A 21680-nucleotide genomic window follows, 5' to 3' on the forward strand; every position below is an offset into this window, starting at 1 on the left:
CGGCTGCCGCGAATGGCGGCTTTGRGGTCCGAAGTCTGCCGTCGCGAATGACGGCGAGGTCGGTCCGGGGCAAGAACACTGGCGGGGCGCCCGGAAGGCGCCACGTACTGTTTGCTAAGAGGCACCGACCCGGCGCCCCGCTTCCCACCTCCCGCAAGGGAGCATTTCTCGGCAAAGGCCAGACGGAGATTTCCGGGTGTGGCAGTGGTGATGCGCGCCCCTCTTGAACCCGCACCCCCGGTCCGGCCATAGTCCGCAGCCGAAGCAGCCACGGAAATTGCCATGTCCTCTCTCTCCGAAAAAGACGTCGAAACGCTTGACCTGGAGGAGGCGGCCGCCGAGCTGAAACGACTGGCCGGCGAGATCGCCGAACATGACCGGCGCTACCACGCCGAGGACGCGCCGACGATCTCGGACGCCGACTATGACGCGCTGCGCCGCCGCAACCTCGCCATCGAGGACCGGTTCCCGGCCCTGGTTCGCGAGGATTCGCCGTCGCTCAGGGTCGGCGCGCCGCCGGCGGAAGGCTTCGCCAAGGTGCGCCATGCCGTGCCGATGCTCAGCCTCGCCAAGGCCTATACGGACCAGGACGTGGTCGACTTCCTCGATCGCGGCCGGCGGTTCTTCGAGCGCGACAAGGACCTCGACATCGCCTTCACGGCGGAACCGAAGATCGACGGGCTGTCGGCGTCTTTGCGTTACGAGAACGGTGTGTTCGTGCAGGGCGCGACACGTGGCGACGGCACGGTGGGCGAGGACATCACCGCCAATCTGAGGACGATCGCCGACATTCCGCACCGGCTGAAGGGCACAGGCTGGCCCGAAACCATCGAGATACGCGGCGAGGTCTACATGACCTATGCGGAATTCGAGGCGCTCAAGCAGCGCTCGGCGGCCGCCGGCGGCCAGGACTATGTCAATCCGCGCAACACGGCGGCCGGCTCGTTGCGCCAGAAGGATGCCTCCGTCACCGCCAGCCGCAACCTCAATTTCTTCGCCTATGCCTGGGGCTACACCACCGAGGACCCGGCGCCGACGCAGTATGAGGCGGTGCGGAAATTCGCCGAATGGGGGTTCAGGATAAGCCCGCTGATGGTGCGGGCGAAATCGGTCGACGACCTGATCGCCCAGTACAAGCTGATCGAGGAACAGCGCTCGTCGCTCGGCTACGACATCGACGGCGTCGTCTACAAGGTCGACCAGCTCGAATTGCAGCGTCGCTGGGGTTTCGTCACCGGCGAGCCGCGCTGGGCCGTCGCCCACAAATTCCCGGCCGAGCAGGCAACGACCACGGTCCACAAGATCGATATCCAGGTCGGCCGCACCGGCACGCTGGCGCCGGTGGCGCGGCTGGCGCCGGTCACGGTCGGCGGCGTCGTCGTCGAGAACGTCACGCTGCACAACGAGGATTACATCAAGGGCTTCGATTCGAACGGCGAGCCGATCCGCGAGGGCAACGACATTCGCGTCGGCGACACCGTCGTGATCCAGCGGGCGGGCGACGTCATCCCGCAGATCGTCAGCGTCGTCATCGACAAGCGGCCGGCGAACGCGGTGCCTTATGAATTCCCGCATACCTGTCCGGTCTGCGGCTCGCCGGCGACGCGCGAGATCAACGAGAAGACCGGCAAGGAGGATTCCCGCCGTCGCTGCACCGGCGAACTGATCTGCGCGGCGCAGGCGGTGGAGGGGCTGCGCCATTTCGTGTCGCGCGGCGCTTTCGATATCGAGGGGCTGGGCTCGGAGAACATCGACCTGTTCTTCAACGCCGGGCTGGTCAAGACGGCCGCCGACATCTTCACGCTGAAAGACCGGCGCACTGACGTCCAGCAGGCCCTGTTCGAGCGGCGCGAGGCGCAGGCGCGCGAGCGCGAGGCGGCGAAAGGCACGGCCCGCAAGAAGGTGCTTACGGCCGAGGAGCGCACCTATGAGGGGCTGGACAAGCTGTTTGCGGCCATCGACGCGCGCCGCGAGCCCGAACTCGACCGCTTCATTTTCGCGCTCGGCATCCGCCACATCGGCGAGACGACGGCGGCGGTGCTGGCCCGCACCTTCTCGACCATCGAGGAACTGATCCGCGTCGGCAAGGAGACGGCAGCCGCCGAGGATCCGCATACGGTGTTCCCGTCGGTCAACGGCATCGGCGACACGGTGATCGGCGCGCTGCGCGATTTCTTCGGCAATGAGCGCAATGACGAGGTGCTGGATGCGCTTTTGGCACAGGTGCACCCCAAGCCCTATGTCGTGACGGTTTCGGCCGACAGCGTCGTTGCCGGCAAGACGGTGGTGTTCACCGGGTCGCTGGAGAAGATGACGCGCTCGGAGGCCAAGGCGATGGCCGAGCGGCTGGGCGCCAAGGTGGCGGGCTCGGTTTCGGCCAAGACCGACCTCGTCGTGGCCGGCCCCGGCGCCGGTTCCAAGCTGAAAGCCGCGACCGATCTCGGCATCGAGGTGATCGACGAGGACAGCTGGTTGGAACGCGTCGGCAGGAGCAGCTGATGTCGGCCGTGTTCACCGGCTTCGGCCAGAAGGCCATTCCGTTCCTCAAGGCGCTGGATTTCCACCAGAACCGGGAGTGGTTCCACGAAAACCGCGACCTGTTCGAAAAGGAGCTGCGCGAGCCGCTCGGCGATCTGGTCGAAACGCTGACCGAGCGGTTTGGCGCCGCCGGCCTCGGCCTGCGCGGCGACCGCAAGAAGTCGCTGTTCCGCATCAACCGGGACGTGCGCTTTTCGAAGGACAAAAAACCCTACAACACCCATGTCTCGGCCATTCTGTCGCCGGACGGCACCAAGTCGGATTTGGGTGTTTTCTTCTTCTATCTCGGGCTCGACGCCTGTTTTGCCGCCGTCGCCTGGTGGCAGCCGGACGCCGCATTGCTGCAGGCGCTGCGGCGAGCCATCGAAACCCGGCCCGCTGAATTCCGCAAGCTGGTCGCAGCACTTGGCAAGGGCGGGTTGGAGTTCGGCACGCAAGGCGCGATGAAGCGCATGCCGCGCGGCTTCGAGCATGTCGTGGATGCCGATCTCGCCGCGGCCATCCGCAACCGCCATTTCGTCGTTCGCCAGACTATCGATCCCGCCGACATTCACACGCCGGCGCTGGCCGACCAGCTCGCAGCCTTCGCGGTTCACGCCAGGCCGCTGCTTGACTGGGGCAGGGCCATTCAGGGAAGCGTAGCGCCGCAATGAACGGCCCGACCTATCATTTTCGCTGATCGTTTGGCTCAAGCGAATTGGTGTGACAACCAGCCGCCGGCTACCTAAATACGGCCTTCCACAGGAGAGGCCGATGTCGTCGCAAGCGATCGCCGAAAGGTCCCGGGCCAGCGAATTCTGGCAGGGCGTGCGGCTGAGCACGCCGGTTGTCGTGGCTTCGGCGCCGTTCGCCATGCTGTTCGGGGCGCTTGCCGTCGACAATGGTTTTTCGGTCGTCGAGGCGATTTTGATGAGCGCCACCGTCTATGGCGGCGCCAGCCAGATGGTCGGCATCGAGCTGTTCGGCCAGCATGTCGCGCCCTGGCTGATCGTGCTTTCGATCTTCGCCGTCAATTTCCGCCACGTGCTTTATTCGGCCGGCATCGGCCGGCGCATCGCCCATTGGCCGGTCGTGCAGCAGGCGCTCGGCTATTTCATCCTGACCGATCCGCAATACGCCATCTCGGAACGCAAGGCTGAAAGCGGCGAGACGGTCAGCTTCATCTGGTATCTGGGGCTCGGCCTGCCGGTCTATGTGTTCTGGGTGGTCGAGACCGCGCTTGGCGCCTATTTCGGCAAGCTGATCACCAACACCCATTCGCTCGGCATCGACTTCCTGCTGCCGATCTATTTTTTCGGTCTGGTCATGGGTTTCCGCAAGCGGCCGCTGTGGCTGCCGGTGGTGGCGGTCAGCGCGGTTGCCTCGATCATCGCCTACAAGACCGTCGGCTCGCCCTGGCATGTCTCGATCGGCGCGGTCGCCGGCGTGCTGCTCGCCGTCATCCTGCCGCCGCACCATAGCGGCGTCGGCGTCAAGCCTGGCGACGAGATGGAGGAACAGCCGTGAGTTCGACCTTCTGGATCATCATCGCGGCGGCGATTGCAACATACCTTACCCGGGTCGGCGGCCATTTGGTCATCTCGCGCTTCGAGCGTGTGCATCCGCGCGTCGAGGCCGGGCTGAATGCGGTGCCGGCCGCGGTGCTTACCACGCTGGTGGCGCCGGCGGTGCTTGGCGCCGGTCCGGCCGAATGGGCGGCGCTCATCGTGGCAGGGGCCGTCTCGCTGCGCGGCGGGCTGCTGTCGATGTTCTTGGCGGGCGCCGCGGTGCTGATCTTGGCGCGCCAGTTCGTGGCGTAAGCACCTTTCCACTGGGGGAAGGTTGGTGCCTTACAGCGGTGCCGTGGCCTTTTCCAGCCAGGCCAGCGTCTCGCCATCCACCATCGGTCCGATCTCGGCCAGGACGCGGGCGTGATAGGCATCCAGCCATTCAAGCTCGGCCTTGGTCAGGAGATCGGCGCGGATCAGCCGGCGGTCGATGGGTGCGAGCGTCAGCGTCTCGAAGTTGTGCATGGCGATGTCGCCGCCTTCGATTTCCTCCGCCGGCGTGACGATGATCAGGTTCTCGATGCGGATGCCGTAATGGCCTTCCTTGTAATAGCCCGGCTCGTTGGACAGCATCATGCCGGCCAGAAGCTTCTCCGTGCCGGTGCGGGCGATGCGCTGCGGGCCTTCATGCACGGCGAGGTAGGAGCCGACGCCATGGCCGGTGCCGTGGGCGTAATCGCAGCCATGCTGCCACAGGGCCATGCGGGCGACGGCGTCGATCTCGGAACCGCGCGTGCCGGCCGGGAAGCGCAGCATCGAAATGCCGATCATGCCCTTGAGCACCAGCGTGAAGCGTTCGCGCATCTCTTCCGACGGCTTGCCGATGGGGACGGTGCGGGTGATGTCGGTGGTGCCGTCCTGATATTGCGCACCGGAATCGAGCAGGAACAGCTCGTCCTTTCCTAGCTTGCGGTTGGTCTCGGTGGAGACGCGATAATGCATGATGGCGCCATTGGGGCCAGCGCCCGAAATCGTGGCGAAGGACACATCGCGCAGCGACATCTGGGTTTCCTCGCCGGTTTTGCGGCGTACCTCTTCCAGCCGCTTGACGACGGTGATCTCGTCGAGCGTGCCTGGCTTCTGGCGCTCCAGCCAGCACAGAAGCTTGGCCACGGCGGCGCCGTCACGGCGATGCGCGGCGCGGCTGCCGGCGATCTCGGCCTGGTTCTTGGTGGCACGCGGGATGCGGGCGGGGTCGGCGGCGGCAATGACGGTGCCGCCATTGTCCTCGACCAGCATACGCAGCCGGTCGGCGGCGAGAACCGGGTCGAGCGCGACCTTGGCGCCGCCTTTTGCGAGGGCCACGACAGCGCCCTCGAATTCGGCTGGTTCGTGCAGATCGCTGAGCTGGGTGAGATAGGCGGCCACGGTGCGCGAAAACTTGCGGCTGTCCATGAACAGCTGGTGCTTGCCGTTGGCCGCCAGGATGGCGAAGCCGAGCGCCAGCGGGGTGTGGGGCACGTCGCCGCCACGGATGTTGAAGGCCCAGGCGATGGAGGAGGGGTCGGTCAGCACGGCATGAGTAGCGCCGTCCTTCTCGATCGCTGAAGCCAGTCTCGCCAGCTTGTCCTTGGCGAGTTCGCCGGCGAAGGATTGGGGATGCAGTTCGACCGGTGCGATCGGCGCATCGGGCTGGTCGTCCCAGATGAGATCGATCGGGTTCGCGGTCACCGGAACCAGTTCAGCACCGGACCTTGCCGCGCCTGCCTTCAGCGCCTTCACTTCAGCGATGGTGTGCAGCCAGGGATCGAAGCCGAGCCGTGCGCCCTTGCCGAGGTTCTCCGAAATCCACGAAGCGGGCGGATTGTCGATCAGGCTCTCGATGACGAAGATGTCGAGATCGACCTCGGCGCGCACCTGCAGCGTGTAGCGGCCGTCGACGAAGACGAAGGCACGGTCGCCGAGCACGATGGCGACGCCGGCCGAGCCGCTAAAACCGGTCAGCCAGCGCAGCCGCGCCGAGCGCTCGGGCACATATTCGCCCTGATGCTCGTCGGCGCGCGGCACCATGAAGCCGTCGAGGCCGTTGTCGGCCAGCCATCGGCGCAGCCTGGCAACGCGCGGCTTGCCCACGGTGGGATCGCCAGCGGGGTCGAAGGTCTGGAACATGGGCTAAAACCTGCGGGCTATTGGATTGCGTGGCCGGACCGTAACCGCATGGCCGATGCCTGACAATCGGCGCGGTGTGGTCCAGAAGTCTGGAGCGGGATGCGTGGCTATGTCAGCGCTTCATGTGGATGGTCACCCAGCCTTCGCGATGGGTGGTGCGTACATGGCGGAACTGCTGGCCGGCATAAGCCGCCACCACGGCGTCGCGCTGGCGGTCCAGAATGCCGGACAGCACGATGGAGCCGCCAGGGGCCAGGTATTTCGCCATTTCCGGTGCCAGTTTCATCAGCGGCCTGGCCAGGATATTGGCGACGATCAGGTCGAAGGGGGCACGGGCGGCAAAGACCGGGTGATGGAAACCAGGCGCGGTCACCGCCTCGACCAGCGACGAAACCTGGTTCAGCCGCGCATTGGCGACGGCGACCTCGATGGCGACAGGGTCGATGTCGGTGGCCAGAACCGGGATATGGGCGAGGCGCGCGAGCGCGATGGCCAGCACGGCGCTGCCCGTGCCGAGATCAAGCGCATTGCGCGGCTTTTCGCGGATCGCCACCCGCTCCAGCATAGCGAGGCAGCCGGCGGTGGTGCCATGGTGACCGGTGCCGAAGGCAAGGCCCGCCTCGATCTCGATGGCGATGTCGCCGGCGTGGCGCATCTGGCGGTCATGCGCGCCATGGACGAGGAAGCGCCCGGCGCGCACCGGTTTCAGCCCATCCAGCGAACGTGCCACCCAGTCGACATCCGGCAACACCTCGCGCTCGACCGGCCTGGACAGGCCAAGCGAGGCTAGCTCGGTCTTCAGGCGGGCCTCGATCGGCTCGATGTCGCCATCGGCGTAGAGCGAAACTTCGTGCAGGTCCCGATCCTCGTCGAGTTCCAGCACGGCGATCGGCAAGCCGTCCTCCTCGAACACCAGTTCGAGAGCGGCGAAGACGCGGTCGGCCTCGGCCTTGGAAGCGGTCAGAAAAAGGCGCGTCTGGCCCATGGGCACCTGTCTTGCGGCTCGGCCGCGTTAAAGGATCTTGCTTAGCCGTCTTTGGCCAGCCGCTTCAATTTGGCAAGTGCGGCGTCCGGGTTTTCCTCATAGGCGATGGTGCCGAAGAAGTCGCCCTTGCGGTTGAGCATCAGCACGGAAGCGGTGTGGTCCATGGTGTAGTCGCCGCCGCTGGTCTCGACCCGCTTGAAATAGATGCCGAACGACTTCGCCATGGCGCGCACCTTGTCGGGATCGCCGGTGATGCCGACGATGCGGTCGGAGAAATTGCCGACATAGGCCTTGATGACGTCAGGCGTGTCGCGCTCCGGATCGATGGAGACGAAGTAGGCCTTGATGTTCTTGCCGTCGTCGCCCAGCGTCTTCAGCCAGCCGGAGAGTTCGAACAGCGTGGTCGGGCACACTTCCGGGCAATGGGTGAAGCCGAAGAACAACACGGTCGGCTGGCCGCGGAAGGCCGCTTCGGTGACGGGCTGGCCGGTCTGGTCGGTCAACGCGAAGGGCGCGCCGAAGGGTTGGCCGCCATAGTGGCCGCGATACCAGTCGAAGGTCAGCCAGCCGATGCCGGCGGCCATGAGCACGAGAATGCCGATGAGGATTGAGCGCATCATGGGAAGGGTCCGGGCAGAAGTTCGTTTGCGGTTTCGGTAGCCGGTCCGTTTTCAGGACTTGCACGGCGAGACCATGTTCGGCGGCGACATTATCGCCTTGCCGAAACGAGCGCAAAGTGCGTCATTGCCGCAACCTGGACTGCGGACCGCCTTGCAAGCAGCAGGTGGCGGGCCCAAGTGAAGGTGGCATCAACGTAGCCAAGGAGGCTTTCTTGCTTCACAGCACGACGCGAAAACTGATTGGCGGGGCGCTGGTCGGCTCGCTGCTCGTCGCCGCCGGCGCGACCTTTGCCCAGGAGGTCGGCAAGGTCGGTGTCGACTGGTTGGGCAACGACATCATCGTGGAAGCCATCAAGGACCCGAAGGTCGAAGGCGTGACCTGCCACGTTTCCTATTTCGATCGCGGCGTCATCGACCGGCTGCAGAAAGGCAACTGGTTCGAGGACCCGTCGGACTCGGCCATTTCCTGCCAGCAGACCGGGCCGCTCAGCATCGGCGACATCGACCTCGGCAAGGGTGGCGAAGAGGTGTTCAAGCAGGGCATCAGCCTGATCTGGAAGAAGCAGGTGGTGAACCGCATCTACGACAAGGCCAACAACACGTTGGTCTACCTGTCGCATTCGCGCCAGGTGCAGAACGGCTCGGCCAAGATGGCGATCTCGACGGTGCCGCTCTACAACCAGAACGTCGCCTGGAAGAACGGCAAGCCGCAATAGCCCGGCTTGCGAGGTCTGGCTGCCCGGCGTAAAGCCGGGTCATGGACCGCAACGACCAACTCGTGCCGAAGGATCGGGAGCCTCGCATCCACCCGACCGCGGAGCTGAAATCCTGTCGCCTCGGCCGCTATTCGGCCATAGGCGAGCGCGTCGTGCTGCGCGAGGTGACGGTCGGCGACTTCTCCTATTTCGAGCGCCATGCCGAGGCCATCTACACCAGCATCGGCAAGTTCTGCTCCATCGCAGCCAACAGCCGCATCAATGCGCTGGAACATCCGATGGAGCGGCTGACCACGCACAAGGTCAGCTACCGGCCGAACGAGTATTTCCGCTGGCTGGGCGTCGACAACGGTTTCCGCGAGCGGCGCCGGGCGAGGCCGGTGACGATAGGCCATGACGTCTGGGTCGGCCATGGCGCGGTGATCCTGCCGGGGGTGAGCATCGGCAACGGTGCGGTGATAGGCGCCAATGCCGTCGTATCGCATGATGTGCCGGCCTATATGATCGTCGCCGGCGTGCCGGCGAGGCCGCTGCGCCGGCGCTTCAGCGAGGAGATTGCCGCGCGCATCGAGACGCTGTCCTGGTGGGACTGGCCACCGGAGGTGCTGGCCAGGGCTGTTCCGGACATGCAGGCGCTCGCCATCGAGGCCTTTCTCGACCGCTGGGAACGGGAAGCCTAGGCCGGCTTCAGGTCATTTTCACCAGCACCTCGTCTCAGTTCTTAACCATGAGTGTTTGCGCGGAGATATCGCGCAAGCTCAATTTGGTGTTCGCGGTAACCATTCTTGGTAACCAAATTATTTAACGTAAAACATTAAAGTTAAAAATTGGAAAACATTGTGTATTCCTAAATTACACTTCGCTCATACTTGTGTAGTTTGTGATCATGTGTACTATCAATCCTCAGAGGTACTGATGAAGAGGCGCAAGTAAACACTGTTGTAACAAGGAGAGAAGTCATGAAGAAATTCGCGATTGTACTCACTGCCGCAGTTGTTTCGTTTTCAACCGTCAGCGCTTATGCCGGCGGCTTCGGTTCCCACGGCAACAGCAACAACTCGGGCGGTGGGCTCATCAACATTTCCCCCGGCATCGCCCTGGGAGACATCGGCATCCTGAACGGCTCGCCGATCCTCAGCGGCAACAACACGCAGGTCGGTGGTATCCTGAACGGCGTGGGCGTCGGCATCCTGGGTGTCGGCACCGGTCTCAGCAAGGTCACCAACACCATTCTCGGCGGTGGCAACACTTATAAGCTCGGCAAGCACTGAGCATCAGGGGCGGTTTGCCTGAACAAGGCAATCCGGGGGGCGGGAGGGTTTTGCAGCCCTTCCGCTTTTGCCTTTTCAGGATTTGAGGATCATCCGATCATCTGAGCGCGCGATGCTGGTTTGCCCGGCGCGCATATTGGCGGTCAGATCTTGGCGCGCAGCGCGATAAAAGTATCGACGGTGTTCTCACGCACGTCGATCACCGTCTTGAAGGTGCGGGTCACATCCACCCGCAGCACCACGGCGGCGCGGGCGCTCGCGTCATAGGTAGCTTCCGCGTAGAAGATGCGCTTGCGCTCCACATTCTCCCACAAAAGATTGCGCTTGAACTCGCAGGCAACACCAGAGGCGAGCTTCAGGTCCTCGCGCAGCTTATAGCCGACCTCGAATTCGCCGCGGTTGACCCAGGAAGCGAGCGGGTCGTCGCTGTCGGCGGTTTCGTAACGGCCGTACCATGTGCCGCGCAGGTCGAAACCCTTTGGCAAAGGCTTGGCGAAGGTGAGCTGCCAGGCCGGTCGGATGCGCGAATAGGTGTCGTCGGCGCCATGCAGCAGCTCAGCGCCCAGCGCGAGGCCCGCAGTGGCGCCGCCAGCCCCGACATAAGTGATCTCGCCACGCAGGCCGTATTGGTTGAGCGAAACGCCAACCGGCGGACTGCCGAGCCGCTCGACGGCGATGCGCAGCGCCGTCGCCTGGACGCCCAGGGTGAACTGACCGAGCGTACGCACCAGTTTGATCGCGACCTGCGCGTTGCGCTTGTCGGGGTCGAGCTTGCTGGGCAGGAAGATGTCGTTCTCGAAATGCGTGAGGCCGGCTTTTTCGAAGCTGGTCGTGGCGTCGACGATGAGCGCGGTGGCGTTGCCGAGGTCCAGGCCGACCTGCACCTGGCCACTCACCACCTGCTTCAGCGTGCGGGTGCCGATCACGACGGGGCCGAAGTCGATATGGTCGCCCTTGGTGGTGGCGTTGTAGGCGAGGGTGCCGCGCAGTTCGAGGCCGCCGGCGAGGCGACGGAAAGCCTGCACCTGTACGCCGCCGGCGCGGTCGTCCTCGATGGTGACCTCGTCATGGCGCGTCGCTTGGCCTTCGGCGTTCAGCGAAACATAGGCGTCCTCGTCGCCCCATTTGCGGAAGAAAGTGCCGCGCAGCAGGGAATACCAGTCGGCGACTGGCTTATCGCTCCGCATCGCATTGGTGGTGTAGTGACGCTCGATGCTGGTGGTGATGGTTGGCTGCAGCGCCTCGCCAGCGCGGGCTGGGGTGCCGGCCAAGCCGAATGCGACGCTGGCGGTCAAGATCAGCGATCCGCCCAGCGCCCTTGCCGTCATTTGTGCCCAGGTCCCGCCAGTGTTTCGGGCATGATGGCATCTCCAGATACCAGACCCCTTCCGCCTGCTAGTGCGAAGCGGAAGGGGCCCGAGGTACCGCTCAAGGCGGAAGAGCAGACATCATTGCCTGCAAGTTCAAATTTTGCATAGAATCCATAAAAATATATTACCGTGTTATTATATACAGAACTTAAGATGTATTCGTTCTGATCTCGGAGAGTTCAAGAACGCGCGGCCGCGTGCTGAAAACTGTACGCTGTACTGCTTTTCGAGATGAAGTAGAAGTGTGCGCTGCACAATGGACTTGGTGTTGCCGCGATCCGCCGGTAGAAGGGGCGCATCGGCATATCATGGGCCTCGACGAAACATTGACCGACTGGCTGGAGATCCTGAAACAGGAAACCGCGACCGGCGAGCGCATGAGTCGCGAGGTGCCGGAGATGCTCACGCATCCCGAGATCAGCGAGCAGCAGGTCAGGACTCTGTTTTCGGCGCTCGAGAAGCAGGTCGATTTCGCTGAGAAGCTCAGGCTAGCCCTGGAAAAGTTCGACCACGACTTTCCCGTCATCACCGCCGCGGAGCGGCTCGAAGAACGCTATGCCGATCTCGCTGCTACCGTGGCGGAGAAGCTGAAGGCGATGCGGCGCTAGCCTTGTTTTTCGTGCAGCTGTCGTTCGAAGCGTTTGTCGGGCACGAACCACATGGCGGCGACACATACGTAAAGCGCGAGGCCGAGCCACTGGTTGACGAAGGCGAGCGCGACCGCCGCCAGATAGATGACCACCGAGAGCTTGCCCTTCAGGTCATTGCCCAGCCCGCGCGCGAAGGCGGTCTGTGGTCCGTGCAGCCGGCGAAGGGCGGTGACCAGCAGCCAGTAGGCTATGCCGCACAGCACCAGGTCGATGCCGTAGACGGCGACCGGGACCGGCGCGAAATGGTTCTCGCCCATGAAGGCGGTGGTTGCCGGCATCAGCGACAGCCAGAACAAAAGATGCAGGTTCGCCCATAAAACGCGGCCGTCCACCCGTTCCACCGTGTGGAACATGTTGTGCAGGTTGTTCCAGTAGATGCCGACATTGACGAAGGACAGCACGTAGGACAGGAAGATCGGCCACTGCGGCACCAGCGCCGAGAAGGTTTCGCCTTCGGGCACTTTCAGTTCCAGCACCATGATGGTGATGATGATGGCGACGACGCCGTCGGTGAATGCTTCGACGCGGCCTTTGCCCATGCTCTCTCCCGCTGCAGCCTATGGTAGAATCAGCTGCAAGCCATCATAGAGCGGCCAGGCTAGGCTAGGAAAGGTTCAGACGCCGCGACCATTGTCGGCGACGGTGGCCGCCTTGCCGCGCGAACTGCCGCCCACTACCACCAGCCGCTTGATCTTGCCCTGCTTGAAGGCGGCGAGGAAGCGCTTGTAGTCCTTGAAGGCAACGCAGCCATGCGACTGCGCGCGGCCGCCGCGCAGCAGATAGGAATGCGCGAGCAGGCCGGTGCGGCCATGCTTGGTCTTGCCGTCGGTGGGGGTGAGGCGGATCGCCTCGACGCCGTGGAACAAGGATTCCCGCATCGACAGATTGTAGGTGTCGGGCGGCGTCGGGCCGCGCATCTTCTGGTTCACGTAGCGGACATTGTCGGCCATTTCGCCAATGCCGGAATGCGCCTCCAGCCTGGAGCCATCGGGCATGGTGACGGTGGCGGAGGCGATGTCGTAGACGGCGGTACCGTTGCCGGCACGGGCGCTGGAGCCGGGCGAAGAGAACAGGTTGCGGAACGCTTGGCCAAGACCGCCGCTTTCCGCCGGATTGTCCGGTCGCGCATAGGCGAGCACCGGCTGCGACGGTTGGGTGATGCGCTTCGGCTTCGGGGCCGGTGGGGTCACGGGCTGAGGTGTCGCCTCGGCACGGCGCGGCTTTTCTTCCGCCTTCGGGCGCTCTTCGGCGCGAGGGCGATAGACCGGCAGCGGTCCGCTGTCCGGCACGGCGGCGAAAGCGGGCGCGTCGGTCTGGCCGGGATCGGCCAGCGCGATCTCCTGATCACCACTGTCGTCCTGCTGGTCGGGCAGCACCAGGCTCGCCACCAGAACATCGCGCACGGCGGCGTCGGGCGTCGGCGATGGCTCGGCGAAACCGAGCTCGACATTGGACGGGCCAGAGAGCGCGAGCGCAACGCGCGCGGCGCGTTCCGGCTCGGCGAGCTGCGGGCCGAAACGATCGGCGTCGGGCGTTGCGGAAATCGATGCGGTTGCGGCGAAGCGTTCACCGAGCGGGGCGTTCGCCACCAAAGCGGCAGCGGCTGCCGTCTTGGCCTTTTCCGCCATCGCCAGCTTCTCTGCCTCGGCCTGCCGTCGGAATTTCGCCCATTCGCGCGCGACAAGCGCTTGTTTGAGCTTGGACGCCGCTTCGCCACCGCGCGGATCGACCATGGCGGTGCTGGCACGCACGGGCATGAAATGCGCATTGGCGCGGATCGAAGTGGCGGCCGAATAGGCGCCCGCGACGGTTGCCAGCGACCATAGCGCAAGGGCAACACCCGCGCCGGGGATGGCCACCCAGGCGACTAATTTGCCCGAGCGGGCGAGGATTTTTTTCAGACCGTTTGCGGAACCGCCGCCCCGGACTACTTCACGCGCGAACGCCATGCCAACCGAACTTCTTTCAATCGGCGCTACACGTGGAAACCGCGCTACCCATTCGCCCGCCGGGAGGCCGGCGAAGCGGCGCGTTCCATTGCCGATCGTCTCAAAGGATGGACAAAGATGGTTAACCAATCCCTGTGATGCCCCTCTTTGGATTGGAGCCCGCCGCGACAAACCCTCCTAAAAAGGCAAGAAAGCGGCAAAAACGCCACATGGCAAGGATTTTTGTCCGATTCACCCAAAGAAAATGACGTTAGGGAAGGGCGTGGAAGCGGCCCGCGCAGGAGATGAAAAGCCAAGTGCATGGCGTTTCAAGCTTCGAATGCGGCGCGTTTCCGGGAGGCCGGGCGCAGACATCACCGACCCTCGGCGATGGCTTGGATCGTCGAGGCTTGGCGAAGTTCACCAAGCCTCTTCAGGCGCTTGCGGCAAGCGCTTCTGTCTGTTTGAGCTTGTTGGCCGGGTTAAAAATTGAACGCGTTCGGCGGTTTCTCACACCGCCGTCACGAACCCGTCCAGCACCTTCTTCTGGCCGGCGCGGTCGAAATCGATGGTCAGCTTGTTGCCGTCGATCGCGGAAATATTGCCGTTGCCGAACTTCTGGTGGAAGACGCGGTCGCCGACCTTGAAGGCCGATGGCTGGTCGGCGACGGACTTCGCCACCAATTCACCCTCGATGGTGCGGCCCTTCACCGAAGTGCGGCCGGCGCCGTAGCCGGAATCGACCTCGCCATAGCCGATGCGCTCGACCTGGTGGCCGCTGCGCGTGCCCCAATTGCGGCTGGTCGCCTCGGTGCGGTTTTGTTGCGCGCGTGCCCAACCGGGCGTGGCATAGCTGTTGGAGAAGGCGCCGCCCTGGCCCCTTTCTTGTCCGGCTGCGCCGCCTTTCTGGTCGCCACGGCCGGCAAAACCGCCGGACGGCGAGCCGAGGCTGTCGAAGCGCGAGGCGCCGTAAGGGTTCTGGCGTCCGGCTGAAAAACCGCCGCGCCCGGAAGCGAAGGCACCGCCGCCATAAGGATTGCCGTAGCCGCCATAGTTCGAGCCACCGCCCTCCTGCACCTCGACATGGGCTTCCGGCAATTCGTCGAGGAAGCGCGACGGGATGGTCGATTGCCACAGCCCGTGAATGCGGCGGTTGGAGACGAACCACAGATGCAGGTTCTTCTTGGCGCGGGTGAGGCCGACATAGGCCAGCCGCCGTTCCTCTTCCAGGCCCGAGCGGCCGCCTTCGTCCAGCGCGCGCTGGTGGGGAAACAGGCCTTCCTCCCAGCCGGGCAGGAACACGGTCTCGAACTCCAGCCCCTTGGCCGAATGCAGGGTCATGATCGAGACGGCGTCGAGACCCTCATTCTGCTCGGCGTCCATCACCAGCGCGACATGTTCGAGGAAGGCGCGCAGCGATTCATACTCCTCCATGGAGCGGATCAGCTCCTTGAGGTTTTCGAGACGACCCGGCGCGTCGGCCGAACGGTCGTTCTTCCACATGTCGGTGTAGCCGCTCTCCTCGAGAATTGTCTCGGCGAGTTCGGTGTGCGGCGTGGTGTCGAGCAGGCTTTGCCAACGGGCGAAGTTGGCGGCGACCTCGCGCAAGGCGGCGCGCGGCTTCGGCTTCAGTTCGTCGCTTTCGGCGAGCTTGCCGGCGGCCTCCAGCATCGGAACGCGCAGCGCGCGCGCCGTGTCGTGGATCTGGCGGATGGTGGCGTCGCCGAGGCCGCGCTTCGGCACGTTGACGATGCGCTCGAAGGCAAGGTCGTCGGCGCCCTGGGCGACGACGCGGAAGAAGGCCATGGCGTCGCGGATTTCCTGGCGCTCGTAGAAGCGCGGGCCGCCGATGACACGGTAGTTGAGGCCGATCTCGATGAAGCGATCCTCGAAGGAGCGCATCTGGAAGGAGGCGCGCACCAGGATGGCCATGTCGTTCAGCTTGTGGCGGTCTCGCTGATAGGCCTCGATGGTCTCGCCGACGGCGCGTGCTTCTTCGTCGGAATCCCAGGCGGCGTGCACATTGACCTTGGGGTCTTCCGGGTCGGGCCGGTCGGTGAACAGCGTCTTGCCGAGGCGGCCTTCATTGTGGGCGATGAGATGGGCGGCGGCACCCAGGATATGGGCGGTGGAGCGGTAGTTGCGCTCCAGGCGGATGACGGTGGCACCCGGAAAATCCTTCTCGAAGCGCAGGATGTTGTCCACCTCGGCGCCGCGCCAGCCATAGATCGACTGGTCGTCGTCGCCGACGCAGCAGATGTTGACGAGGTTTCTTTCCCTCTCCCCGTTCACGGGGAGAGGGTGGTCCGCAGGACCGGGTGAGGGGCGGGAGCTCGCCTCGGAGACGTTTGCGCCGCCCCTCATCTGCCTGCCGGCATCTTCTCCCCGTGAACGGGGAGAAGAGGGCTGTTTCGGTCGCTGCGCGAGCAGCCTGAGCCACATGTACTGAGCGGTGTTGGTGTCCTGGTATTCGTCGACGAGGATGTATTTGAACTTGCGGTGGTACTCGGCCAGCACGTCGTGATGCTGGCGGAAGATGCGGATCGGGTGCAGCAACAGGTCGCCGAAGTCGCAGGCGTTCAGCGTGGTCAGCCGGTCCTGATAGGCACGGTAGAGCTCGCGGCCACGGCCATTGGCAAAGGCGCGCGCATCGCCTTCCGGAATCTCGTCGGGGCCGAGACCCTTGTTCTTCCAGCCGTCGATCATCTGCGCGAAGGTGCGCGGCGCCCAGCGCTTGTCGTCCAGCCCCTCGGCCTGGATCAGCTGCTTGATCAGACGGATGACGTCGTCGGTGTCGAGGATGGTGAAGTCCGAGCGCAGGCCGGCAAGTTCGGCATGGCGGCGGAGCAGCTTGACGCCGATGGAGTGGAAGGTGCCCAGCCACGGCATGCCCTCGACCGCCTCGCCGACGAGGATGCCGACGCGCTGCTTCATCTCGCGCGCGGCCTTGTTGGTGAAGGTGACGGCTAGGATCTGCGAAGGGAAGGCGAGGCCCTGGCTGAGGATATGGGCGATGCGGGTGGTGAGCACGCGTGTCTTGCCGGTGCCGGCGCCGGCCAGCACCAGCACGGGACCTTCGGTGGTTTCCACCGCCTGGCGCTGCTCGGGGTTCAGCCCCTTCAGATAGTCGGGCGGGTTGTTGTGGCCCTGGCGGGCGGCCATGGCGCGGGCGGCGATGCCGGAGGGGCCTGACTGTGGTGCGGGTGCACGCGCGCTGTCGAAACGCGGAGCATCGTCCTCGTCGAAGAAGGGCATGTCGTGGGGGTCGCCGGCCATTTCGCCTCCGAATGTAGTGATTCGGGCGAGAAAGGCCAGCAATGTTCACACACTGTTCCCTAATTTGGCGGGTTTGCGGGCCATTGACGCCACCAGCAGGATGCGGCTAGCGTCGATTACGGCTCGACGCAGCCGGCAGTCCGCGCCCCGAAATGGGTATGGCGAATGCGTCGCGACACTTCAGTCTGGTCCTTGTCCCTTGGGGCGAAGGCGCCGGCAATGCGGACCCCGGTGAAGCCTGAGCGCCCTGACGAGAAGGATCGCATTATGCGCACATTCCTGGATGCCAAGGCGATGGCGAAAGCCATGCGCGAGACGCTTGCCGTCAAGAAAATCGACATTTCCCATTCCGAGGCGCTGGAGATCGTTGCCTGCCAGTTCGGCCTCGACAATTGGAACATCCTGTCCGCCCGGATCGAAGACAGAGCCGGGCAGGCGGGGGCACCGGCCGCCGATGCAGGCGATATCACCTTCGAACAGGCGGTTCCGATCGTGCGTATCTTCGACGTCGCCAAGGCGCACGAGTTCTATCTCGGCTTCCTCGGTTTCACGGTGGATTGGGAGCATCGCTACGGCGATAATTTCCCGCTCTACACGCAGGTATCCCGGGCAGGCCTCAGGCTGCATCTGTCCGAACATTCGGGCGACGCCAGCCCGGGCGGCAACATGGTCGTCTATATGAGCGGCGTCGAGGCCTTCCAGCGCGAACTGGCGGCGAAGGACTACCGCTACATGAAGCCCGGGCTGGAAAAGGTCGACGACCGGCTGGAGGTCGAGGTCATCGACCCGTTCGGCAATCGCATCCGTTTCATGCAGATCGTGACGGCCGGCTGACCGGCAGTACCGCTGCGGTTCAGAGCTGTGGCCGGAAGGCATGGCCTTCCGGCTTCTTGCGCCCTTTTTCTTCTAGAGGCCGAGCTGACTCTTGAGGCCCGGCACGGAATCCAGCACCTGGCTGGTCAATTGCGGACCGGCGGCGGTTTTCGCCTGCTGGATCAGCGTGGCGGCGGCCTGCTGGATCTGCGCCATGCTGAGGCCGGTCGATTCCAGCTGCGCGACGCCGTTGACCAGCGCGCCGGCCTTGCCACCGAGGATGCCGCCGAGCGCCGACTGCAGCGAACCGAGCAACCCGCCGCCACCGCTGGCGGGAGCCGCGCTCATCACGTCATATTGCTGGGCGAGCTGGTCGGCGCCCGGCAGCTTGGCGAACCACGGCTCGACCGTGGCGGCGTCGACTTCATGCTGGATGACCGACAGGATGGTGCCGACCACCTTTTCCGTCGTCGGCTGGTCTATGCTGGTTTTCTGCGCAATCGTATTCACAACGTCCTGGGCATTCATGGGGCTCACCTTTCGCCATATCCGTGCCCGTTGCGCGGGCTCCGGCAAAGCATGGAATGGTCGCTCGGACGAGGCCATTCACTTCGTCGTGATTCGACGCTCTGGACGGGCTCCTTATTCTGGCCGGCGTTGACCGCGGGAGTATGACATGACCAGGCCGGCCATCACCCAGGCGATGATCGACGCCTATGACGAATACACGCATCTGACGCTCGACCGTCGCGGCTTCATGGACAAGCTGACCCGCTTGGCCGGCTCCGGCGCCGCGGCTGCCGTCATCGCGCCGCTGCTGTCGGCCAATGCCGCGGCGGCATCCATCGTCGCGGCCGACGATCCGCGCGTGAAAGCGCAGGATATTACCTATCCCGGCAGCAATGGCGCCGTGAAAGCCTATCTGGTGCGGCCTGCGAAACAGGACGGCAAGGCAGGCACGGTTGTCGTCGTGCACGAGAACCGGGGCCTGAACGAGCATATCCGGGACATCGCGCGTCGCGTCGCTCTGGAAGGTTTCGTCGCGCTGGCGCCGGACCTTCTGTCGTCGCTCGGCGGTACGCCGGACGACGAGGACAAGGCGCGCGAGATGATCTCGCAGCTTGATGCCGACCGCACGGTTACCGACGCGGCGGCGTCTATCGCTTTCTTGAAGGCCGACGCCAATGGCAAAGTCGGTGCGATCGGCTTTTGCTGGGGCGGCGGCATGGTCAACCAGATGGCGGTCCACGCGCCGGACCTTGCGGCCGCCGTCGCTTATTACGGCATGCAGCCGAAGGCCGAGGACGTGCCCAAGATCAAGGCGTCGCTGCTGTTGCATTATGCCGGCCTGGACGAACGCATCGACGCCGGCATCGACGCCTTCCGCGCGGCGCTCGACGCCAACAAGAAGGATTACAAGATTTTCGTCTATGACGGCGTCAACCACGCCTTCAACAACGATACGTCGGCGGCGCGCTATGACAAGAAGGCGGCGGATCTCGCTTGGGAGCGCACCACCACCTTCCTGAAGCAAAAACTCGCCTGAACGTCGAGGGGGCTCAGTTGCGCGCCGGCGCCGGCTTGTGCATGGCAACGCCGGCCACCACCAGCGCGACGCCAGCGAGGTCCTTCATCTCGGGTATCTGGCGCAACACGATAGCACCGATCAGTGTCGCCACGGCCGGCAGCAGCGCCAGCATCAGCGCAAAGGTGGCGCGCGGCAGGCGAGCCATGGCGAACTGATCGCAGATGTAAGGAATAACCGAGGAACAGATGCCGACGCCGGCGGCCGCCATCAAAAGCATGGGCGAGGAAAAGGCGGGCAGGGCTTGTCCGAAGCCGACCGGCAGCACGACGACAAAGGCGACCGCCATTGCGGCGCCGAGGCCGGTCAGGCCGCCTGTTTCGGCGCGCGAAACGCGATGGCCGAGCACGATGTAGGCAACGAACAGGCCGCCATTCAGGAAAGCGAAACCCAGGCCGACGGGATCGCTTGCCCAGCGGATGTCGATGAGGATGAGGACGCCAGCGACAGCGACGACCAGCGCCGCGACATTGCGGGCGCTGCGCAGGCCGACCAGTGCCACGCCGATGGTGCCGACGAATTCGATCGCCGCCACCAGCGAGATCGGCAGGCGGTCGAGCGCCAGGTAAAAGGAGCAATTCATGATCGCGAGGCAGACGCCGAAGGCAACCAACAACCGCCTGGTGGCCGCATCGGTATGCGCGAAGGTGCGCCATGGCCGCGTCAACGGCAGGAAGATGAGCGCCGCGACACCGATGCGCAACCAGGCCATGCCAAGCACGCCGATCTGCGCGAAAAGCAGCACCGCGAAAGCCGGACCAAGGTAATGGAAGACGGCGCTGACGAGGAACCAGGCCGGTGCGGGGATGCTGGTCACCAGCCGGCTGGTAGCAAGGGGTTGCGCTTGATCGCTCATGGCATCATCATCGCAGGGAAAACAGCTTTTCCATATGAGCGGATGGTGCCCTGGAAACTCGATATGCCTTGAAAACGGAGATGGTTTTGACCGATGAGACTCGGAAACGAAAATGCCGACATCGATGCGATCGACGTGAAGCTGCTGCGGCTTCTGGAAAAGGACGCGCGGACCAGCATCGCGGAGCTTGCGCGTTCGGTGGGGCTGTCGGCGCCGAGCGTGGCCGAGCGGATCAGGCGGTTGCAGGAAAGCGGCGTGATCGAGGCCTACACGGTGCGCATCAGTTCGACCGCGCTTGGCCTGCCGCTTTCGGCATGGCTGCGTATCAGGCCCGTGCCCGGCCAGCTTGCTACCGTCGCCGAAATCATCCGCGGCCTGCCGGAGATCGCCTTATGCGATCGCGTCACCGGCGAGGATTGTTTCATCGCGCTTGCCCATGTCGGTTCGGTCGCCGAGCTGGAGCGGTTGATCGACCGCATCATTCCCTATGCGATGACCAACACGGCGATCATCCAGTCTTCGCCGGTTACCGCGCGTTCGCCATTGAAGGCGGCGCTGCGCGCGCTTGGGCATGATGCGGAGAGATGATGGGCCGGGACAAGGGCGTGGAAGCCGGCAAGCGTTTCCCGAAATCCACAGTGCCGCCTTGTTATCGCCGCCGCGCGCGAGTTTAGTCTTGCCCCGTGGGCGCGGTCGTTTAAGTCTGTCGGCGCTACTAGAAGCCAGTCAAGGCGATGTCATGGAAAAACCATTCGACCCCAAAGGATCCGGACCCAGAATGGACGATAATTTCGACAAGGCCGCCATCGCCGTCATCATCGTGTTCGGCGCGTTGATCATTGGCGGGCTGATGGCAGCCAACCTCGTCATGGGCCACCGCAACGGCTTCCTTTATGCGCTGGGTGCCGCCGGCACCGCCTGGATCGCCGGCCACATGATCCTGTTCGACCTGCCGCGCGCCTATGCGTTCATGGTGGCGGCGTCCTTCCTTTTGGCCTTCGCCTCGACGCTGTCGCTGGTGACCTGAAGGCGCGGGCGCGAACGGGTTCGCCCAGGAATTTCACACATTCGGCTAAGCATTTGTGGAGAGGCGTGCATGGCGCGCCTCTTTTTGACGTGGCCGGAATTCAACCCGGCCCGCGTTTCGAGCGCGCCTGCTTGAGGATGGCGCGCCAGCGCAGCATGTCAAAAGGGATCGGCTCGTTGGAGTTGGCGATCTGGAAGATTTCGTTGTTGAGGTTCTTCAGCGAACGCCAGAAATCGTAGTCGCTGATGCGCGGGTCGGCGGCCAGCTTGGCCGAGAGAGCCTCGATGTCGATTTTCATGCTCGTCCTTCGGCCGGCTTCCTCCGGCCATCCTCCGCGCTTCGTGCCGGCCTCCCGCTGCCGTGTTTTCGTGCGCGCCGCTGATTCGCTC

The 21680-nt window shown here is 64.3% G+C and carries 22 protein-coding genes; 12 read left to right on the forward strand and 10 right to left on the reverse strand.

Annotated elements, in window-relative coordinates:
* Positions 1–282: 282 nt before the first annotated feature.
* The 4 genes from ligA (at position 283) to AB4136_RS07400 (ending at position 4337) form a co-directional block, all read left to right on the forward strand.
* Positions 283–2499, forward strand: coding sequence for an NAD-dependent DNA ligase LigA (ligA, locus tag AB4136_RS07385; protein WP_024924431.1), 2217 nt, complete (start codon positions 283–285; stop codon positions 2497–2499).
* Positions 2499–3191 carry a DUF2461 domain-containing protein gene (locus AB4136_RS07390; protein ID WP_024924432.1) on the forward strand — a complete coding sequence of 231 codons (693 nt, stop codon included), beginning with the start codon at positions 2499–2501 and terminating at the stop codon, positions 3189–3191. The genes ligA and AB4136_RS07390 overlap by 1 nt, the downstream gene beginning before the upstream one ends.
* Positions 3192–3291: 100 nt before the next feature.
* Complete coding sequence (locus AB4136_RS07395; protein ID WP_024924433.1) at positions 3292–4044, forward strand: AzlC family ABC transporter permease; 753 nt, start codon at positions 3292–3294, stop codon at positions 4042–4044.
* A complete protein-coding gene (locus AB4136_RS07400) occupies positions 4041–4337 on the forward strand; it encodes an AzlD family protein (RefSeq protein ID WP_024924434.1) in 297 nt (98 codons plus the stop codon). Before AB4136_RS07395 ends, AB4136_RS07400 begins: the two co-directional genes overlap by 4 nt.
* Positions 4338–4367: 30 nt before the next feature.
* On the opposite strand, the gene AB4136_RS07405 is transcribed toward AB4136_RS07400, so the two are convergent.
* The 3 genes from AB4136_RS07405 to AB4136_RS07415 all read right to left on the reverse strand — a co-directional run bounded on the left by AB4136_RS07405 (position 4368) and on the right by AB4136_RS07415 (position 7799).
* A complete protein-coding gene (locus tag AB4136_RS07405; protein WP_024924435.1) occupies positions 4368–6194 on the reverse strand; it encodes an aminopeptidase P family protein in 1827 nt (608 codons plus the stop codon).
* Between the two features lie 112 nt (positions 6195–6306).
* The gene (locus tag AB4136_RS07410) at positions 6307–7179 is read right to left on the reverse strand and encodes a 50S ribosomal protein L11 methyltransferase (protein ID WP_024924436.1); all 873 of its coding nucleotides are present in this window, start codon (positions 7177–7179) and stop codon (positions 6307–6309) included.
* Between the two features lie 41 nt (positions 7180–7220).
* Positions 7221–7799, reverse strand: coding sequence for an SCO family protein (locus tag AB4136_RS07415; protein ID WP_024924437.1), 579 nt, complete (start codon positions 7797–7799; stop codon positions 7221–7223).
* Positions 7800–8011: 212 nt separating this feature from the next.
* On the opposite strand from AB4136_RS07415, the gene AB4136_RS07420 reads away from it, so the two are divergent.
* From AB4136_RS07420 to AB4136_RS07430, 3 genes are all read left to right on the forward strand, one after another.
* Positions 8012–8515 carry a CreA family protein gene (locus AB4136_RS07420; protein WP_036255056.1) on the forward strand — a complete coding sequence of 168 codons (504 nt, stop codon included), beginning with the start codon at positions 8012–8014 and terminating at the stop codon, positions 8513–8515.
* Positions 8516–8556: 41 nt separating this feature from the next.
* A complete protein-coding gene (locus AB4136_RS07425; RefSeq protein ID WP_024924439.1) occupies positions 8557–9195 on the forward strand; it encodes a DapH/DapD/GlmU-related protein in 639 nt (212 codons plus the stop codon).
* Positions 9196–9474: 279 nt separating this feature from the next.
* A complete protein-coding gene (locus AB4136_RS07430) occupies positions 9475–9786 on the forward strand; it encodes a hypothetical protein (RefSeq protein WP_024924440.1) in 312 nt (103 codons plus the stop codon).
* A gap of 143 nt (positions 9787–9929) precedes the next feature.
* On the opposite strand, the gene AB4136_RS07435 is transcribed toward AB4136_RS07430, so the two are convergent.
* On the reverse strand, positions 9930–11081 hold the full coding sequence (locus tag AB4136_RS07435; RefSeq protein ID WP_137900515.1) for a hypothetical protein: 1152 nt from the start codon (positions 11079–11081) through the stop codon (positions 9930–9932).
* A 401-nt stretch (positions 11082–11482) separates the two neighbouring features.
* On the opposite strand from AB4136_RS07435, the gene AB4136_RS07440 reads away from it, so the two are divergent.
* The gene (locus tag AB4136_RS07440; protein ID WP_024924442.1) at positions 11483–11764 is read left to right on the forward strand and encodes a hypothetical protein; all 282 of its coding nucleotides are present in this window, start codon (positions 11483–11485) and stop codon (positions 11762–11764) included.
* On the opposite strand, the gene AB4136_RS07445 is transcribed toward AB4136_RS07440, so the two are convergent.
* The 3 genes from AB4136_RS07445 to AB4136_RS07455 form a co-directional block, all read right to left on the reverse strand.
* Complete coding sequence (locus tag AB4136_RS07445) at positions 11761–12345, reverse strand: TMEM175 family protein (protein WP_024924443.1); 585 nt, start codon at positions 12343–12345, stop codon at positions 11761–11763. The two genes, AB4136_RS07440 and AB4136_RS07445, sit on opposite strands and share 4 nt — an antisense overlap.
* Before the next feature lie 75 nt (positions 12346–12420).
* Positions 12421–13755, reverse strand: coding sequence for a DUF2778 domain-containing protein (locus tag AB4136_RS07450; RefSeq protein WP_024924444.1), 1335 nt, complete (start codon positions 13753–13755; stop codon positions 12421–12423).
* A gap of 489 nt (positions 13756–14244) precedes the next feature.
* Entirely contained in the window at positions 14245–17010 is a 2766-nt protein-coding gene (locus tag AB4136_RS07455) for an ATP-dependent helicase (RefSeq protein ID WP_024924445.1), read from the reverse strand.
* A 267-nt stretch (positions 17011–17277) separates the two neighbouring features.
* On the opposite strand from AB4136_RS07455, the gene AB4136_RS07460 reads away from it, so the two are divergent.
* Positions 17278–17844: a glyoxalase superfamily protein gene (locus AB4136_RS07460; protein ID WP_024924446.1), complete on the forward strand. Its 567-nt coding sequence runs from the start codon at positions 17278–17280 to the stop codon at positions 17842–17844.
* Between the two features lie 72 nt (positions 17845–17916).
* Here the strand turns inward: AB4136_RS07460 and AB4136_RS07465 are convergent, their stop codons facing one another.
* Positions 17917–18351: a hypothetical protein gene (locus AB4136_RS07465; protein ID WP_024924447.1), complete on the reverse strand. Its 435-nt coding sequence runs from the start codon at positions 18349–18351 to the stop codon at positions 17917–17919.
* A 148-nt stretch (positions 18352–18499) separates the two neighbouring features.
* Between AB4136_RS07465 and AB4136_RS07470 the strand changes: the two genes are divergently transcribed.
* Positions 18500–19369, forward strand: a complete 870-nt coding sequence (locus AB4136_RS07470; protein WP_024924448.1) for a dienelactone hydrolase family protein — start codon at positions 18500–18502, stop codon at positions 19367–19369.
* Between the two features lie 13 nt (positions 19370–19382).
* On the opposite strand, the gene AB4136_RS07475 is transcribed toward AB4136_RS07470, so the two are convergent.
* A complete protein-coding gene (locus AB4136_RS07475; RefSeq protein WP_137900516.1) occupies positions 19383–20264 on the reverse strand; it encodes an EamA family transporter in 882 nt (293 codons plus the stop codon).
* Between the two features lie 93 nt (positions 20265–20357).
* On the opposite strand from AB4136_RS07475, the gene AB4136_RS07480 reads away from it, so the two are divergent.
* Together AB4136_RS07480 and AB4136_RS07485 are read left to right on the forward strand one after the other, a co-directional pair.
* Positions 20358–20852 (forward strand): Lrp/AsnC family transcriptional regulator, encoded by a 495-nt coding sequence (locus tag AB4136_RS07480; RefSeq protein WP_024924450.1) that lies wholly within the window; start codon positions 20358–20360, stop codon positions 20850–20852.
* A gap of 190 nt (positions 20853–21042) precedes the next feature.
* Positions 21043–21291, forward strand: a complete 249-nt coding sequence (locus AB4136_RS07485) for a hypothetical protein (protein ID WP_024924451.1) — start codon at positions 21043–21045, stop codon at positions 21289–21291.
* Positions 21292–21391: 100 nt separating this feature from the next.
* Here AB4136_RS07485 and AB4136_RS07490 read toward each other — a convergent pair whose 3' ends face one another.
* Positions 21392–21589 carry a hypothetical protein gene (locus AB4136_RS07490; protein ID WP_024924452.1) on the reverse strand — a complete coding sequence of 66 codons (198 nt, stop codon included), beginning with the start codon at positions 21587–21589 and terminating at the stop codon, positions 21392–21394.
* Between the last annotated feature and the right edge of the window lie 91 nt (positions 21590–21680).

The sequence above is a fragment of the Mesorhizobium sp. 2RAF21 genome (assembly GCF_052115345.1).
Classification (GTDB): domain Bacteria; phylum Pseudomonadota; class Alphaproteobacteria; order Rhizobiales; family Rhizobiaceae; genus Mesorhizobium; species Mesorhizobium terrae.

Excerpts from the sequence above, each read along its gene's own strand:
- ligA (WP_024924431.1), top strand. The coding sequence starts at position 283 with ATGTCCTCTCTCTCCGAAAAAGACGTCGAAACGCTTGACCTGGAGGAG.
- AB4136_RS07390 (WP_024924432.1), top strand. The coding sequence starts at position 2,499 with ATGTCGGCCGTGTTCACCGGCTTCGGCCAGAAGGCCATTCCGTTCCTC.
- AB4136_RS07395 (WP_024924433.1), top strand. The coding sequence starts at position 3,292 with ATGTCGTCGCAAGCGATCGCCGAAAGGTCCCGGGCCAGCGAATTCTGG.
- AB4136_RS07405 (WP_024924435.1), bottom strand. The coding sequence starts at position 6,194 with ATGTTCCAGACCTTCGACCCCGCTGGCGATCCCACCGTGGGCAAGCCG.
- AB4136_RS07410 (WP_024924436.1), bottom strand. The coding sequence starts at position 7,179 with ATGGGCCAGACGCGCCTTTTTCTGACCGCTTCCAAGGCCGAGGCCGAC.
- AB4136_RS07415 (WP_024924437.1), bottom strand. The coding sequence starts at position 7,799 with ATGATGCGCTCAATCCTCATCGGCATTCTCGTGCTCATGGCCGCCGGC.
- AB4136_RS07425 (WP_024924439.1), top strand. The coding sequence starts at position 8,557 with ATGGACCGCAACGACCAACTCGTGCCGAAGGATCGGGAGCCTCGCATC.
- AB4136_RS07430 (WP_024924440.1), top strand. The coding sequence starts at position 9,475 with ATGAAGAAATTCGCGATTGTACTCACTGCCGCAGTTGTTTCGTTTTCA.
- AB4136_RS07445 (WP_024924443.1), bottom strand. The coding sequence starts at position 12,345 with ATGGGCAAAGGCCGCGTCGAAGCATTCACCGACGGCGTCGTCGCCATC.
- AB4136_RS07450 (WP_024924444.1), bottom strand. The coding sequence starts at position 13,755 with ATGGCGTTCGCGCGTGAAGTAGTCCGGGGCGGCGGTTCCGCAAACGGT.
- AB4136_RS07455 (WP_024924445.1), bottom strand. The coding sequence starts at position 17,010 with ATGGCCGGCGACCCCCACGACATGCCCTTCTTCGACGAGGACGATGCT.
- AB4136_RS07460 (WP_024924446.1), top strand. The coding sequence starts at position 17,278 with ATGCGCACATTCCTGGATGCCAAGGCGATGGCGAAAGCCATGCGCGAG.
- AB4136_RS07465 (WP_024924447.1), bottom strand. The coding sequence starts at position 18,351 with ATGAATGCCCAGGACGTTGTGAATACGATTGCGCAGAAAACCAGCATA.
- AB4136_RS07470 (WP_024924448.1), top strand. The coding sequence starts at position 18,500 with ATGACCAGGCCGGCCATCACCCAGGCGATGATCGACGCCTATGACGAA.
- AB4136_RS07475 (WP_137900516.1), bottom strand. The coding sequence starts at position 20,264 with ATGAGCGATCAAGCGCAACCCCTTGCTACCAGCCGGCTGGTGACCAGC.
- AB4136_RS07480 (WP_024924450.1), top strand. The coding sequence starts at position 20,358 with ATGAGACTCGGAAACGAAAATGCCGACATCGATGCGATCGACGTGAAG.
- AB4136_RS07485 (WP_024924451.1), top strand. The coding sequence starts at position 21,043 with ATGGACGATAATTTCGACAAGGCCGCCATCGCCGTCATCATCGTGTTC.
- AB4136_RS07490 (WP_024924452.1), bottom strand. The coding sequence starts at position 21,589 with ATGAAAATCGACATCGAGGCTCTCTCGGCCAAGCTGGCCGCCGACCCG.